This window comes from Antarctobacter sp. (assembly GCF_048262615.1).
Taxonomy (GTDB): domain Bacteria; phylum Pseudomonadota; class Alphaproteobacteria; order Rhodobacterales; family Rhodobacteraceae; genus Antarctobacter.
Map to the genome: position 1 here is coordinate 314,188 of NZ_JBLXFB010000003.1, position 14,967 is coordinate 329,154.

At 63.6% G+C, this 14,967-nt stretch carries 13 protein-coding genes; 6 read left to right on the forward strand and 7 right to left on the reverse strand.

The genetic code is table 11. From position 1 onward, the window contains the following. Positions 1-72 precede the first annotated feature (72 nt). Both clpX and ACN0S5_RS05290 read left to right on the forward strand, forming a co-directional pair. Positions 73-1,338, forward strand: a complete 1,266-nt coding sequence (clpX, locus tag ACN0S5_RS05285) for an ATP-dependent Clp protease ATP-binding subunit ClpX (RefSeq protein WP_417206634.1) — start codon at positions 73-75, stop codon at positions 1,336-1,338. Between the two features lie 207 nt (positions 1,339-1,545). Continuing rightward, positions 1,546-1,905, forward strand: coding sequence for a RidA family protein (locus tag ACN0S5_RS05290; protein WP_417206636.1), 360 nt, complete (start codon positions 1,546-1,548; stop codon positions 1,903-1,905). Between the two features lie 145 nt (positions 1,906-2,050). Here ACN0S5_RS05290 and ACN0S5_RS05295 read toward each other — a convergent pair whose 3' ends face one another. After that, positions 2,051-3,826, reverse strand: a complete 1,776-nt coding sequence (locus ACN0S5_RS05295) for an FkbM family methyltransferase (protein WP_417206638.1) — start codon at positions 3,824-3,826, stop codon at positions 2,051-2,053. 193 nt (positions 3,827-4,019) lie between these two features. On the opposite strand from ACN0S5_RS05295, the gene ACN0S5_RS05300 reads away from it, so the two are divergent. The 3 genes from ACN0S5_RS05300 to ACN0S5_RS05310 are packed head-to-tail and all read left to right on the forward strand — an operon-like array spanning position 4,020 to position 5,220. Continuing rightward, complete coding sequence (locus ACN0S5_RS05300) at positions 4,020-4,403, forward strand: NADH:ubiquinone oxidoreductase subunit NDUFA12 (RefSeq protein WP_417206640.1); 384 nt, start codon at positions 4,020-4,022, stop codon at positions 4,401-4,403. After that, positions 4,400-4,858 carry an outer membrane lipid asymmetry maintenance protein MlaD gene (gene mlaD / locus ACN0S5_RS05305; protein ID WP_417206642.1) on the forward strand — a complete coding sequence of 153 codons (459 nt, stop codon included), beginning with the start codon at positions 4,400-4,402 and terminating at the stop codon, positions 4,856-4,858. Before ACN0S5_RS05300 ends, mlaD begins: the two co-directional genes overlap by 4 nt. Continuing rightward, on the forward strand, positions 4,855-5,220 hold the full coding sequence (locus ACN0S5_RS05310) for a DUF2155 domain-containing protein (protein ID WP_417206644.1): 366 nt from the start codon (positions 4,855-4,857) through the stop codon (positions 5,218-5,220). The genes mlaD and ACN0S5_RS05310 overlap by 4 nt, the downstream gene beginning before the upstream one ends. A gap of 120 nt (positions 5,221-5,340) precedes the next feature. Here the strand turns inward: ACN0S5_RS05310 and ACN0S5_RS05315 are convergent, their stop codons facing one another. From ACN0S5_RS05315 to accB, 5 genes are all read right to left on the reverse strand, one after another. Further along, the gene (locus ACN0S5_RS05315; protein WP_417206646.1) at positions 5,341-8,406 is read right to left on the reverse strand and encodes an efflux RND transporter permease subunit; all 3,066 of its coding nucleotides are present in this window, start codon (positions 8,404-8,406) and stop codon (positions 5,341-5,343) included. Positions 8,407-8,410: 4 nt separating this feature from the next. Next, positions 8,411-9,433, reverse strand: coding sequence for an efflux RND transporter periplasmic adaptor subunit (locus ACN0S5_RS05320; RefSeq protein WP_417206648.1), 1,023 nt, complete (start codon positions 9,431-9,433; stop codon positions 8,411-8,413). Between the two features lie 159 nt (positions 9,434-9,592). Continuing rightward, positions 9,593-10,252, reverse strand: a complete 660-nt coding sequence (gene aat / locus ACN0S5_RS05325; protein WP_417206650.1) for a leucyl/phenylalanyl-tRNA--protein transferase — start codon at positions 10,250-10,252, stop codon at positions 9,593-9,595. A gap of 167 nt (positions 10,253-10,419) precedes the next feature. Further along, entirely contained in the window at positions 10,420-11,769 is a 1,350-nt protein-coding gene (accC, locus tag ACN0S5_RS05330; protein WP_417206652.1) for an acetyl-CoA carboxylase biotin carboxylase subunit, read from the reverse strand. 4 nt (positions 11,770-11,773) lie between these two features. Continuing rightward, the gene (accB, locus tag ACN0S5_RS05335; RefSeq protein WP_417206653.1) at positions 11,774-12,265 is read right to left on the reverse strand and encodes an acetyl-CoA carboxylase biotin carboxyl carrier protein; all 492 of its coding nucleotides are present in this window, start codon (positions 12,263-12,265) and stop codon (positions 11,774-11,776) included. Between the two features lie 256 nt (positions 12,266-12,521). Here accB and ACN0S5_RS05340 point away from each other — a divergent pair, with 256 nt between their 5' ends. Further along, the gene (locus ACN0S5_RS05340; RefSeq protein ID WP_417206655.1) at positions 12,522-14,033 is read left to right on the forward strand and encodes an AMP-binding protein; all 1,512 of its coding nucleotides are present in this window, start codon (positions 12,522-12,524) and stop codon (positions 14,031-14,033) included. Here the strand turns inward: ACN0S5_RS05340 and ACN0S5_RS05345 are convergent. Then, positions 13,979-14,428 (reverse strand): hypothetical protein, encoded by a 450-nt coding sequence (locus ACN0S5_RS05345; protein WP_417206657.1) that lies wholly within the window; start codon positions 14,426-14,428, stop codon positions 13,979-13,981. The genes ACN0S5_RS05340 and ACN0S5_RS05345 overlap by 55 nt on opposite strands. Between the last annotated feature and the right edge of the window lie 539 nt (positions 14,429-14,967).

Here is a 14,967-nt window from a genome sequence, read left to right on the forward strand (position 1 = left end):
CCGCGTTGTGGGGGCGCAATGGTCGGTCGCTGGCGAAGCAGAAACCGGATTTGAGACCGGGAAAGGTGCACAATGGCAACGAATTCAGGCGGCGATAGCAAGAATACCCTCTATTGCAGCTTTTGCGGCAAGAGCCAGCATGAGGTACGTAAACTGATTGCGGGCCCCACCGTGTTCATCTGCGACGAATGCGTTGAACTTTGCATGGACATCATCCGCGAGGAAACCAAGGGCGCCGGGCTGAAGGCGGCTGATGGTGTTCCCACCCCGCGTGAGATTTGCGATGTTCTGGACGATTACGTGATCGGGCAGGCCACGGCCAAACGTGTGCTCTCTGTCGCCGTTCACAACCATTACAAACGTCTCAACCACGCGCAGAAATCGTCGGACATCGAACTGGCGAAATCCAACATCCTGCTGATCGGCCCCACCGGCTGCGGCAAGACGCTGTTGGCGCAGACGCTGGCGCGCATTCTGGATGTGCCGTTTACCATGGCCGACGCCACCACGCTGACAGAGGCGGGCTATGTCGGTGAGGATGTGGAAAACATCATTCTCAAGCTGCTGCAATCGTCCGAATACAACGTCGAACGCGCGCAGCGCGGCATCGTCTACATCGACGAGGTCGACAAGATCACCCGCAAGTCTGAAAACCCCTCGATCACCCGCGACGTTTCGGGCGAGGGCGTGCAGCAGGCCCTGCTGAAGCTGATGGAAGGCACCGTTGCCTCGGTTCCGCCGCAGGGCGGGCGCAAACATCCGCAGCAGGAATTCCTTCAGGTCGACACCACCAATATCCTGTTCATCTGTGGTGGGGCCTTCGCCGGTCTTGACCGGATCATCAAGCAGCGCGGCAAAGGCTCTGCCATGGGCTTTGGCGCCGATGTGCGCGATGACAGTCTGGTTGGCGTCGGTGAGACGTTTAAGGAACTGGAACCTGAGGATCTGCTGAAATTCGGCCTGATCCCGGAATTTGTCGGCCGTCTGCCGGTCATCGCCACGCTTGAGGATCTGGATGAGGACGCGCTTGTCACCATCCTGACCCAGCCCAAGAACGCCTTGGTCAAGCAGTACCAGCGCCTGTTTGAGATGGAAGACACCAAGCTCGACTTCACCGAAGACGCGCTGTCGGCCATCGCCAAAAAGGCGATTGAACGCAAGACCGGCGCGCGCGGGCTGCGCTCCATTCTTGAGGGTATCCTGCTGGACACCATGTTCGAACTGCCGGGCATGGATGAGGTGACAGAGGTTGTCGTCAATGAGGAATCGGTGGTCTCTGAGGCCAAGCCGTTGATGATCTATGCCGACGCCAAGAAAGAGGGCGCTTCGGCAGGCTGAGGCCGCGACATCGCGGATTAGGGTAGGGCGGGGGTTGACCCCGCCTTTTCTTTTGCCGCGATGGGGGGGCGAAACGGCGCTGTCCAGCCCCTGCCACGTTGGCGGGCGTGGCAGGGTTTTTGTCCATGCCCCTCCGGCCCATCTTGCGCTTTGGCTGCGATCCGGGACATTGGGCGCGACAGATCCATCAGCGTTGGAGACATGATTATGACCATCACCCGCATTTCGTCCGGCAGCCCGTTCGAGGAACAGATCGGCTATTGCCGCGCGGTTGTGGCCGGGGGCTTTGTCCATGTGGCGGGCACCGTGGGGCAGGGCGAGACGGTGCAGGACCAGTGCCGGGCCGCGCTGGCGACCATTGCGGCGGCGCTGGAAAAGGCCGGTTCCGGCCTCTCGGATGTGGTGCGAGTGACCTATTACCTGCCGGATCGGTCCGAATTCGAACCCTGCTGGCCGTTGCTGCGCGAGGCGTTTGGCGCCAATCCCCCCGCCGCGACCATGGTGGAATGTGGGCTGATCGACCCCAAATACCGGATCGAGATCGAGGTCACAGCCCTCGCGCGGTGATCAAGGCGTAGGGTGGGTTTTCAACCCACCGCCACCGCCCACCGTCACCGCTGGTCACGCGGGAAAAACCTGAAGACAAGGTTAAACCGTCTCTGCAAGCTATTGATTTTCTTGGGGCGCGATCTTGTCCACGCGTGGACAGCCCTTATCCCGCCAGCCGCGCGGCCTCGTCCAAAAGCTCAAAATCAGGCCCCAAAAGCGCCCGAACCTCATCCTCTCCGGGCTGCTCCCAGACCGGGCCGGGGGCCACGAATCCGGCCCCCACAAGGGCCGCCTGAACCGCCGCGAAATCCGGCTCTCCGATGGCCAATCGCTTGCGGACCTGCCCGGCCGGCATCCATGCCCGCCGCAGGGTCTCGACCCAAAGGGGCGCGCGCCCCGAAAAACTTTCCAGATGCGCCGAGATATGCTGCGTCGCCCCCGACCGCCGCCGCAAAACCATCGCCACCTGCTGATCGGGCCGCGCCGCGAAGGCCAGAAAATGCAGCGCCGACCCCTCCGCCGCCACGATCTGTCTGGCCGCCTTGTAGCGGGCCACCTGCTCGGTCAGCGAATGCGCCTGCGGGTGGAAAATCTCATAACCCTCCGCCGCCAGATACGCCTCCAGTCGCGCCTCACCCAACAGCGCGCCCCGCCCCGCGCCCAGCCGCGAGCGGCTGATATACAGCTTCTCCGGCCCCTCGGGCACCACATCCTGCCCAAAGCGCAGGGCAACCGTCTCGATGAACCGGTCGGTGCCGCGGCTGATGTCACCCAGCCCAAAGCCCTGACCCGGCACGATCAACTGATCCGGCACGCAGGGCGCGCGGGCCTCATGGATCGGCAGGTCACAACCCATCAGCCGCAGGAATTCGTGGTGAAACGCGGGCAGCGGATCGGTGTTGGTCGGGTTCTTGGGGGTGAACAGGATGCCATCAAAGCGCGACATGTCGATATGTTCCAGCGCCCAGAGCCGGGTCACGCTTTCGGTCACGAAATGCGGGAAATAGCGCCACAGCACACCGCCCCAAAGCCAGCGGCCCGGCAGACGCTCGGCATGGTCGGGTTGCGCAGGCGGCGGGGTCAACAGCCGCGCGTTCCGCCACGTGGCCGCGTGCGGCACCACCTGTCCTTCGGCGGACAGCACGCCCGAGGGTTGCACATGCGACCGATGCGTCGGCGGCACGACCACCGGGCGTTTCAGCCGCGCGATCTGGCAGGACCAGCCGCCCACCGGGCTGGGCGGTTCCATCCGCAGCAGAGCGCGGCTGCACGTCCAGACGAACCGCGTCGACACATCGTCATTGCGGCGGAACCCCAGCGCGCGCAGCCGGTCCTTGCAGGTCTTGGCGCCCTCGGTGCCGTAGACGCCGGGATGGAATTCGATCACCACCGCGCGGATGCCCTTGAGGCTGGCGTGTTCAAGAAACTCCAACTCGCCCCCCTCGATATCCATGATCAGGACGTTGGGGCGGAACTCTTCGACCACGGCGTCGAAAGAGGCGGTCGGCACCTCGACGGGCCGTGTCTGACGGTTGTCCACATCCACCAGAGAGGACCCAAGGAAAGAGGTGCGCAGGTAAAAGGTCCGGGTGTCGGGCCGGTCCGGGGCGCTCATCAACACCTGATTGCGCAGTTCGATCCTGTCTTGCAGGCCGTTCAAGGCATGTAGCGCGCGGATATGGGGGATCAGGTCGGGGTTGGCCTCAAACGACAGCACGGCCTCCGGGGCGGCATTGCTGGCCACCACGGCCCCCACCACACCCAGTCCCGCGCCCAGCTCCAGCACCCGGTCGCCGGGGCGCACAACGGCCAGCGCGCCTGCGATCTCATCGCCTTCATAACGTTCTTCGGCCATGCGCCGTATGCGGGTTTCGGTCAGAAAGGGAGAGGCGGGCACGGCCACGCCCCGGCAGGTGACTGCCGTTACTGTATCTTTCATCACTGCTCGCCCGTTTCTGGTCTTTTTGGTCATGGTCCGCGTGCCACCCCTTTGTGTTAAGATTATGTTCACCACGTTTGCCGCGCCAGAACCTTCTTCAACTGCGGTAAACGGGGAACATGCGTCATGGCTGCCACTGGACCCCGCCCCGGTAATTCGCCATACAAGGCCCGAGACACACGAGGAGTCGTCCATGGGCATTCTCAATACCCTTCTGCGCGCCGTGACCTGGTGGAATGGCGCCACGCTCAACACCCTGATCTACACCAGCCGCAAAGGCGTGAAGGTCGGCGAGGATGAGCAGGGCAACACCTTCTACCAGACCCGCGACGGCAAGCGGCGCTGGGTGATCTTTAACGGTGAGGCAGAGGCAAGCCGCGTCAGCCCCGACTGGCATGGCTGGCTGCACCACACCTTCAAAGAAGCGCCCACCGACCGGCCGCTGCCGCACAAGGTCTGGGAAAAGCCGCACAGCGAGAACCTGACCGGCACCGCGCTGGCCTACGCGCCCGCCGGCTCTATCCGCCGTGAGGCTCCGGCAGACCGTCGCGACTATGAGGCGTGGTCGCCCAAATGACCCATTCCGTGGCCGAAGTGGCCGTCGGCGGCGCGGTTCTGGCGGCGGCGCTGGCCTTTGGGGCCTATACTATTCAGAGCACGGGCTTTGCCATCGGCGCGACCGGGTATGAGCTGTCTGCCTCTTTCCGGTCCGTAGAAGGGATCAGTGTCGGCACCGACGTGCGCCTTGCAGGCGTCAAGGTGGGCACCGTCAGCGGGATCAGCCTGAACGCCGAAACCTACCGTGCCGACACCACCGTTGTGTTGAACGACGGCGTGCAGGTGCCCGATGACAGCGTGATCGCCATTGCCTCCGAAGGGCTGCTTGGCGGAAACTATGTCGAAATCTCCCCCGGCGGCTCGCTGTTCTATTATGGCGCTGGCGAAGAAATCCTCGACACCCAAGGCTCTGTCAGCCTGCTCACGCTTTTGCTGCGCTATGTTGGCGGCGGAGCAGAGGACACCACACAATGAGCCTGCGCGCGGCCGCTGTTCTGCTTGCGCTGGCGGCCGTCCCTGCCGGTGCGCAGGAAAAGGCGAGCAATGGCACAGGCGCCGTGCTGCGCGGGCTGGACAAGCTGAACGCCAAGGTCACGGACATCGTCCTGCAAAACGGCGAGACAGAGGTTCTGGGCCTGATCGAGATCGCGCTCAAGGAATGCCGCTATCCCGAAGGCGACCCTTCCGGTGACGCCTATGCCTTCTTGACCATCCGCGAGGCGGGCATTGCCAAGCCGTTGTTTTCGGGCTGGATGATCGCCTCGTCCCCGGCGCTGAACGCGATGGACCATGCGCGTTTTGACGTCTGGGTCCTGCGCTGCACGCTGCCGGATTGATCGCCGCCGGACGTCTCGGGTTTCACCCGTTTCCTGAACAAATCTTTGACGACCTGTCGTAGCGCGGGGGCGTAGGTGCCCAAGAACCGGACCGCGGTCCGGTTCTTGGGAATGTGTGCGTCAGGCCTTGGCCGCAGCGGTGGCCGCTGCGTCCGCCTTGCGCGCTTTGGGGAAGAAGCTGAAGTAAAGCACCGGGGCCGCGATCAGCGTCAGGACAGAGGCAAAGCCAAGCCCGCCCATGATCGTCACCGCCATGGACGCAAAGAAGGCGTCGGACAGCAGCGGGATCATGCCAAGGATCGTCGTCGCGGCGGCCAGCACAACAGGCCGCAACCGCGAGGTGGAGGCATCCAGAACCGCCGTGCGAAAGCCCACGCCCTCGGCCCGGACAAGGTCGATCTCCTCGACCAGAACGATGCCGTTCTTGATCAGCATCCCCGACAGGCTGAGCAGGCCCAGCAGCGCGGTGAAGGAAAACGGCAACCCGGTCCCCAGCAGCCCCAGCGCCACGCCGTTCACGCTCATCGGGACCAGCAGCCAGATCACCACGGGCTGACGGATCTGGCCGAACAGCAGGACGGAAATCAGCACCATGATGATCAGCGACAGCGGCAACTGCTTGCCCAGTGCGGCCTGCGCCTCTGTCGAGCTTTCGTATTCGCCGCCCCATTCAAGGGTGTACCCTTCGGGCAGGTCAATGGCTTCGATCCCGGCGCGTATCTCGTTGAAGACGGCAGAGGCGTTGACTCCGGCGGCGACGCCTGCCTGCACCGCGATGGTGGGCACCCGGTCGCGACGGCGCAAGAGCGTGTTCTGCGCCTCCCAGTCGTAGCCGTCGATCAGCTGCAACACCGGAATATAGGCCTGTGCGGCGCTGGAATAGACCGGTTGGTCCGCCAGATAGGCGCCGCCTTCCTGCGCGGCCACATCGGTGCGCAGGATAATCGGGATCAGGCGGTCGCCTTCGCGGTAGACACCTGCCTGCAACCCGTCAGAACCCAGCAGCAGGGAGTTGGCCAGATCCTCGCGGGTGACGCCCGCCGCCTTGGCACGCTCATCGGCGAAGATCGGTTTGATCACCAGTTCGCGTTCGCGCCAGTCGGTGCGCAGGTCCAGCAACTGATCCGATCCGGCGTGCAGTTCAGCCATCGCCTTTTCGGCCAATTCGCGCAGGACCACCGGGTCCGGCCCGGAGAAACGCGCCTCGATCGGGGCACCCCCGCCGGGGCCAAAGGCCAGACGTTCGGTCCGGAACTCGCCCGCCGTCAGTGTGTTGCGCCCAAAGGCCTCAAGGTCGCTGCGCAGCGGCGGGATCTGTTCAAGGCTTTCGGTGCGGATGATGAGGTGGCCATAGGTCGGCAGCGCCTCTTCGGGCGCGTAGGTCAGCATGAACCGCGTGGCCCCGCCGCCCACAAAGGTCGCAACCGACACCACGTCGTCACGATCCGCCAGCCAGTCTTCGAGCAGCTTCATGTCCTCTGCCGTTCGATGGATGCTGGCCCCCTGAGGCAGCTTGTAGTGGACGTAGAACAGCGGCGTGTTGCTGTCGGGAAAGAACTGCTGCTTCACCTGGCCAAAGCCGATGTAGCACACCACCGTCAGGCCGATCAGCCCGGCAATCACCAGCCAGCGCAACCGCAGCGCAAGGTTCAGCGTCGCGCGGTAGGCGCGAAACAGCGGTCCGCCGTATTGGTCGCCCGCGTCGCCGGTGCCGACCTTGAAGAAGTAATGCGCCAAAAGCGGCGTGGCCGTGATCGCGAGAATCCAGGACAGCAGCAGCGAAATGCCGATCACCGCAAACAGCGAGAACAGGAATTCACCGGTCGCATCCGGGGACAGGCCGATCCCTGCAAAGGCCATGATGCCGATCACGGTCGCGCCCAGCAGCGGGGTCTGGGTCTTGGCGGCGACATCCTCGGCGGCATCGCGGGCGGATTTGCCCTGCGCCATGTCGCCTTGCATCCCCTCGGCGACCACGATGGCGTTGTCCACCAGCATCCCCATGGCGATGATCAGCGCGCCCAGCGAGATACGCTCCATCTCGATGCCGAAAATGGCCATTACAAAGATGGTGCCGACCACGGTCAGCAACAGCGTGGCCCCCACCACGACAGCCGCCCGCCATCCCATGAAGAGTGCCAGAACGATCACCACAATCGCCACCGACATGGCAAGGTTCACCAGAAAGGCGTTCGACGCCTCGTCCACGACCACGTGCTGCTGGTAGATCGGTTGCAGTTCCACACCGGCGGGAATGTCGCGCATGATTTCAGCCAGCCGCGCATCGACCCGCTGGCCGATCTCGACGATGTTCAGGTCAGCCTTGCCCGAAACCCCCAGCGTAAACGCCTCTTGCCCCTGAAAGCGGATGATTTCGGTAGGGGTTTCAACCCGGCCACGGGTCACTTTGGCGATGTCCAGCAGGTCGATCACCTCACCGCCGACACCGATGGTCAGCCGTGCGATTTCGTCCACCGAGGCATCCCCGGCAGGGGCCTGAATGCGGATATCCTGCCCGTTTTGCACGATGCTGCCCGCCGGTGTGCGCGTGTCGGTATTGGCGAGTGCCGTTGCCAGTGCCGTGGGCGCGATCCCGAGATTGCTGAAAATCGCCGGGTTGGCGTCGACATAGATCGCCTCGGTGGGCAGCCCGGCCAGGGCCACGTCCGCCACGCCATCGACAGCCAGCAGTTCGCGCCGCAGGAATTCCGCGATCTCGTGGGTTTCCGCATCGGTAAAGCCGGGCGCGGTCACGGCATAGAACACTCCGTAGACGTCGCCGAAGTTGTCGTTGACGATCGGGGTGCCCGCCTCTGCGGGCAGGCTGCGCTGGGCGTCCTGTACGCGGTTGCGCAGCTTGGTCCAGATCGCGGGCAGTTCGGTGCCGTCAAAGGTCGATTCAATGTTGACCGAGATGCGGCTGACACCCGGTTTGTTCGATGAGGTGATGAAATCGATCTCACCCATCTTCTGGATCTCGGACTCGATCGGCTCACTCACCTCGCGGGCGACCTGTTCGGCCGAGGCACCGGGGTATTGCGTGATGATGATGGCGTTCTTGATGGTAAAGGCCGGATCTTCGAGTCGGCCAATGGTGGCAAAGCCCCAGATTCCGCCCAGCAGGCAGATCAGCATCAACAGCCAGGTGATCAGCGCCTTGTCGATGGACGCACGCGCGATGGACATGAGGTTATTCTCCGACGCGAGTGAAGGGGCGGACGGATTGGCCATCCGTGACCAAAGCCGCGCCCGTCAGCATGATCTGCGTGCCGTCGTCCAGACCGTCCTTGAGATAGGTGCGCCCGTCGGCGCGGATCTCGATCTGGACCGGGGTGCGACGCACGATGCCGTCGTCGTAGACCATTACGGCGGCTGATCCGTCCGGCGCATAGATCAGCGCGGTCTCTGGCAGGACAACTCCGGTATGGCCGTTTGTGGTGGCCGACGCGATCACCGTCACAGAGGCACCGGGAAAGACAAAATCGCCCGGCGGGTCGTCAAAGCTGAGCGTCAGGGTATAGGTCTGGCCAACCGAACTGGTTTCAGTTTCGAATTCACGCATGGTCAGCGGATAGCTGGTCGGATCGCCGGGCAATTGGGCGCTGAATTTCACCGTGTCGGACGCGCCGGCCTGCCGGAACAGCACCTCGGGGACTTCGATGTCCACGCGCAGTTCCGAAACGTCGTGCAGGCGCACGACGGGCGTGCCAGCCGAAACCGTGGTGAAATTCGCCACCAGACGGCGCGCGACAAGCGCATCGAAAGGGGCGTGCAGCGTGGCATGTTCCAGATTGTCCTGCGCGTCCTCAAAGCCGATCTCGGCGAGGTTCAACTGCGTCTGGGCGTCGTTCACCGACACCTCTGATACGGCCTGTCCGCGCAGGCTTTCCAGCCGGGTCACGTCACGCTGGGCCTTTTCAAGGTTGATCTCTGCCTGCGACATCGCGCGGCGATAGCGGTCAAGGTCCAGCTGGGCAATCGTCTGGCCGATCTTCAGATAAGTGCCTTCCTCGGCATCCAGCGTCTTGATCTGGCCCGCGACCTGAAAGGCAAGGTCGACCGTTTGCAGGGCCTGTACCTGACCGTAGAACAGCCGTTCGATCTGCGTCGGTTGGGCGCTGACCTCCATCAGCTTGACCGGCTTGGGCACCTCCTGCGCGAATCCGGCGGTGGCAAGCAGTAGGCCCGCAAGGGCAGGGGCTAGGGAACGCATAGACGGTCTCCGGATACGACAAGAGGGCGGTTTGCTGCGGCACTTAGCGACTCGCGCGGGGTTTTCAAACCGTTCAGTTCACTTTTGCCGCCGCACAGGCGCTGTGCGCGCCCGGCAGGGGCGATTTTCCATGGGTAGAGGCTTTTGGGACGCACTCCGTCAGTCGGGGGCGCTGGTCCCCGATGTCGTCGCCAAGGCGTTCCGGGCGACAACCTCGGCACCGTTTGAGGCAAGCGGCGCAGACAGGATATCGGCCTCTGTTTTCAACGCGGACGACAGCCGCGCGCGATAGTCGTGCCGCGTGATCTCTATCCCGCCCAGAGTGGCAAGGTGCGGTGTCAGGAATTGCGTGTCGAACAACGTGAAACCGGTACGTCTTAGCAGGTCCATCAACCAGGCCAGCGCGATCTTGGACGCATCACGGCGGCGCGAAAACATCGACTCGCCGCAAAAGGCCGCGCCCACGGCCACGCCATAGACGCCACCGACCAGATCCCCGTCCATCCAGACCTCCAGCGCATGCGCGCGCCCTTCGGTGTGCAGGGCGTGATAGAGGTCGCGGATTTCGGCATTGATCCAGGTTTCGTCGCGGTCCGCACAGCCGTCGATCACACCGGTGAAATCGGCATTCAACGTCACGGAGTAATCATCGCGACGCAGCCGTTTTGCCAGGCTGCGGGAAATGCGGAACCCGTCCAAAGGCAGAATGCCCCGACGCCGGGGATCGACCCAGAAAATTTCCGGGTCGTCATGGCGTTCCGCCATCGGAAAAATCCCGGTGCGGTAGGCGTGTAGCAGCAGTTCGGGGGTGACGCTCATGTGGTGTGCGTAATCATTTGGCAAAAGGTGAGCTACAATGTGGGTATTTGGCCAAAGGGGCAAGGCCAGAGAGAAATCAGAGTGTCGACCCGCCGCCCGTGGTGGGGGCGGGTCAGAAACGTCTTGGACCGGCGACGTGCACCCAGCCTGTCACGTGGCTGGCGGGATCACTCCAGCCCGCCGGCCTCCAGCCATTTTTCCAGCCAGTGAATGTTGTATTCGCCGGTGTGGATGTCCTTTTCGCGCAGCAGCGCGTGGAACAGCGGCACAGTGGTCTCGACCCCGTCCACGATCAGCTCTCCCAGCGCACGGTTCAACCGCGCAAGGGCGGCTGGCCGGTCTGCGCCATGCACAATCAGCTTGGCAATCAGGCTGTCGTAGTAGGGCGGGATTCGATAGCCGTCATACAGCGCCGAATCCATCCGCACACCCAGACCGCCGGGCGCGTGGAAATGCGAGATGGTGCCGGGCGAGGGCCGGAATTCGGGCAGTTTCTCGGCGTTGATCCGCACTTCGATGGCGTGGCCGTTGATTTTCAGGTCATCTTGCGTGAACGACAGCGGGTAGCCTGCGGCGACCCGGATCTGTTCGCGCACCAGATCGACGCCAAAGATCGCCTCGGTCACCGGGTGTTCCACCTGCAACCGGGTGTTCATCTCGATGAAATAGAACTCACCGTCTTCATACAGGAACTCGATGGTGCCCGCGCCGCGATAGCCCATTTCTGAAATGGCCTTGGCGCAGATCCCGCCGATGTAGGCGCGTTCCTCTGGGCTGATCGACGGGCCGGGCGCCTCTTCGAACACTTTCTGGTGGCGACGCTGCAAGGAACAGTCCCGCTCGCCCAGGTGCACGCCATTGCCCTGACCGTCACCAAAGACCTGAATCTCAATGTGGCGCGGGCGTTGCAGGTATTTCTCGATATAGACTTCGTCGTTGCCAAAGGCGGCCTTGGATTCGGACCGCGCGGTCAGATAAGCGCGCTCCATCTCTGCCTCGTCGCGGGCGACCTTCATGCCGCGCCCGCCGCCACCGGCGGTGGCCTTGACGATGACCGGATAGCCAAAGGACGCCCCGATCTTCTTGGCCTCCTCGACAGACCCGACGCCGCCTTCGGACCCCGGAACAACCGGGATACCCAGCGCCTTGGCTGTTTCCTTGGCGGTGATCTTGTCGCCCATGGTGCGGATATGTTCCGCCGACGGGCCGATGAAGGTGATGTCGTGGTCTTCGACGATCTGCACGAACCGGGCGTTTTCCGACAAAAATCCATAGCCGGGATGGATCGCCGTCGCGCCGGTGACTTCGCAGGCCGAGATGATCGCCGGGATCGACAGGTAGCTGTCGGTCGACGGCGCGGGGCCGATGCAGATGGTTTCATCGGCCATGCGCACGTGCATGGCATCGGCGTCAGCGGTGGAATGCACCGCGACCGACGGAATGCCCATTTCGCGACAGGCGCGAATAACGCGCAGCGCAATCTCGCCACGGTTGGCAATAAGGATCTTGTCAGTCATGCGCTTACTCAAGGATCACAAGCGGAGCGCCGTATTCCACCGGCGCGCCATCCTCGACGAGGATGCGCTTGATGGTCCCTGAGCGCGGTGCCGGAATGTGGTTCATCGTCTTCATCGCCTCGACGATAAGCAGCGTATCGCCTTCCTTGACGGAGGCGCCGACGCTGATGAACGGATCAGAGCCCGGCTCGGCCTGCATGTAGACGGTGCCCACCATGGGTGAGGTGACGGCACCGGGATGGGCGGCCGGGTCTTCGGGCATCTCCGGCGCGGCGACGGCGGCCGCTGCGGGGGCGGCGGCAGCGATGTGAGCGGGGGCGGCAGCGACAGGGGCGGCCTGTGCGGCAACCGGGACCGCGCGACTGATGCGCACTTGCAGGCTGTCGTCGTCGCCATATTCGCGCATAACTTCAAGTTCCGTCAGGTCGTTCTCCTGAAGGAGTTCCGCCAGCGCCTTGATGAAGGCCACATCCGCCTCGGTCTTCTTCTCGCTCATGCCATCCTCGCCATGTCCAATGGCCCGTTACCGGTCACACCGGCGGGCTCTGCGCAGCTTATAGGCCATGGCGCGGCGAAGGAAAAGCGATGGCGCAAACGTTCCACCCGCCGTTTTCGGGTCATCTCCACGGGTTTTTGCCAGTCGGGCTGCGCACGGACCTGTCACGCGGGGGCAGTTGCGGCGACGAGGCCGCGCGCAGATGTTGCAGCGGACCGGTGCCCCGCATAGCATCCGCGACCGGGGAGGATCACACATGAACATTTCGACATGGCTTGCGCGCGCCGCCCAGCTTGGCCCCGACAGGCCCGCGCTGTTTCTGGGCCGTGCGCCGGTGGCGGACTATGGGCCCTTCAACGCCGCCGCCCTGCGCCTTGCCGGGGCTCTGATCGCGCGGGGCATCCGGCCCGGCGACCGTGTTGCGCTGTTCATGAAGAATGTCCCCGACTACCTGATTGCCCAATACGGCGCATGGCACGCCGGAGCGGCCATTGTCCCGATCAACGCCAAGCTTCACCCCCGCGAAGCGGATTTCATTCTGGCGAACTCCGGCGCGTCGCTTGCCTTTGCGACGGCCGATCTTGCCCCCGATCTGGCACAGGTCGCGGCGACAGAGGTGATAGAGACCGGCAGCGCCGCTTGGCGGGCGCTCTTGGAGGCCGCTCCGCTGGACGCGCCCGTTCATCGCGCGCCTGATGATCTGGCATGGCTGTTCTACACCTCCGGCACCACCGGTCGCCCCAAGGGCGTGATCATCACGCACCGGATGCTGATGACCATGTCGCTCTGTTATCAATCCGACTGTGACCTTGTCCGCGCCGAGGACGCCGCCCTTTACGCCGCTCCGCTCAGCCATGGTGCGGGCATCTACAACATGATGCATGTTCGCGCCGGTGCCCGTCATGTGTTTCCGCCGTCCGGCGGGTTCGATGCGGAGGAGACGCTTGGCCTTGCGGCGCATTTTGGTGGCGTCCACATGTTCATGGCGCCGACAATGGTCCAGCGCCTGACCCGTCATGCCAAGGCCTCGGGCAACCCGGGCGCGGGTCTGCGCACGGTGGTGTACGCCGGTGGACCGATGTACAACGCCGATATCATCGAAGCCGTTGACCACTTTGGCCCGGTCTTTGCCCAGATCTATGGTCAGGGAGAGTGCCCGATGGGCATCACCGCGCTGTCGCGCCATGACGTGACGGATCGCAGCCACCCGCGTTGGCGCGAACGGCTTGGGTCCGTCGGACGGGCGCAATCTGCGGTCGAGGTGCGCATTGCCGATGAGCAAGGCGTGACGCTTCCGCCCGATGCGGTTGGGGAAATCCTCGTGCGGGGGGATATCGTCATGTCGGGGTATTGGCAGAACGCAGAGGCCACGGCCAAAACGCTGAAGGATGGCTGGCTCTGGACCGGCGACATGGGCGCGATGGACGTGGACGGCTATGTCACCATGAAAGACCGGTCCAAGGATCTGATCATTTCGGGCGGAACAAACATCTACCCGCGCGAAGTCGAAGAGGCCCTGCTGGAGCATCCAAACGTCTCAGAGGTAGCCGTCGTCGGCCGCCCCCACCCCGAATGGGGTGAGGACGTGGTGGCCTTTGTCGTCTGCGACGGCCCCCTGAACGAGGCCGCGCTGGACGCGCATTGCCTCGACCGGATCGCCCGGTTCAAACGGCCAAAGGCTTATGTTGCGCTGCCTGCGTTGCCCAAGAACAATTATGGCAAGGTGCTCAAGACAGAACTGCGCGAGTCGTTCGGCTCTGCCGACTGATCGTCCGTGGCCGGGCTGACGGTCGAGGTGACGGGATTCGGTTCGGGCCGATTGGCCGCGCCCATTGCCTCTGACTCTGCCTCTGTCCGCTCGCTGGCTGCGGCGGGCGGCTCCCGGCTGCCAAAGGCCGGAATTTGCGCGTCCAGCATTCGGGAGATCGTGATCTGCATGATCGAAGGCGGCGGCGCATTGGTTGATGGATCCGGTTCGCCATTGGCGGCACGCCAGAATTTGGTCGGTGCAAGACCTTCGTTCAGCCGTGACTCCGGGTTGCGGGCGTCAGCGATCGGCTTGATCTTTGTCTGCGTATTCGACTCCGTCCGGTCGCCGGGCAGCCCTTGCGGATGACCGGTGGCCTGCGGCGCGGAATGCGTCGGTGGTATGATAACTTGCATGCGGCTGCTCCATTCAGAGCGCCCCCACATGACCTGACATTAACACCTGCGGCATTCCTTTGCAGCGGGTTGGGTTAAATTGCGGAGAAATTCGGTCCAAGGCGTACACATTTGACGGGCAGGTCACATCCGGGCCGCGGCGGCGCAGGACGCGGATAAAATTTGCTCCAAGCTTCACCACCGGACCGGGCTGGCTGGGCAGGGTTCGCTGTGGCCGCCGCTGGAGGTGGGCAGAGATACCCAGTCCACGGGCGTCGCCACTATGGATGCAGCGATGCAAACGTCAAAGGTACAGCGTTGGCAGAGATTTACGCGACCTTTCTGGCAGGGCCCGATAACCTGCTTTTGGCATTCAAGGGGGGCGATCCCGACAGCCGCCGATTGATCGGCGGCTGTCTTATCTTGGTGGGCTCTGCCGCCTCAGCGGTTCATTCTGTTGTCGATGAGATCGTCGACGACGCTGGGATCGGCGAGGGTGGAGGTGTCGCCCAATGCGCCGTAGTCGTTTTCGGCGATCTTGCGCAGGATGCGGCGCATGA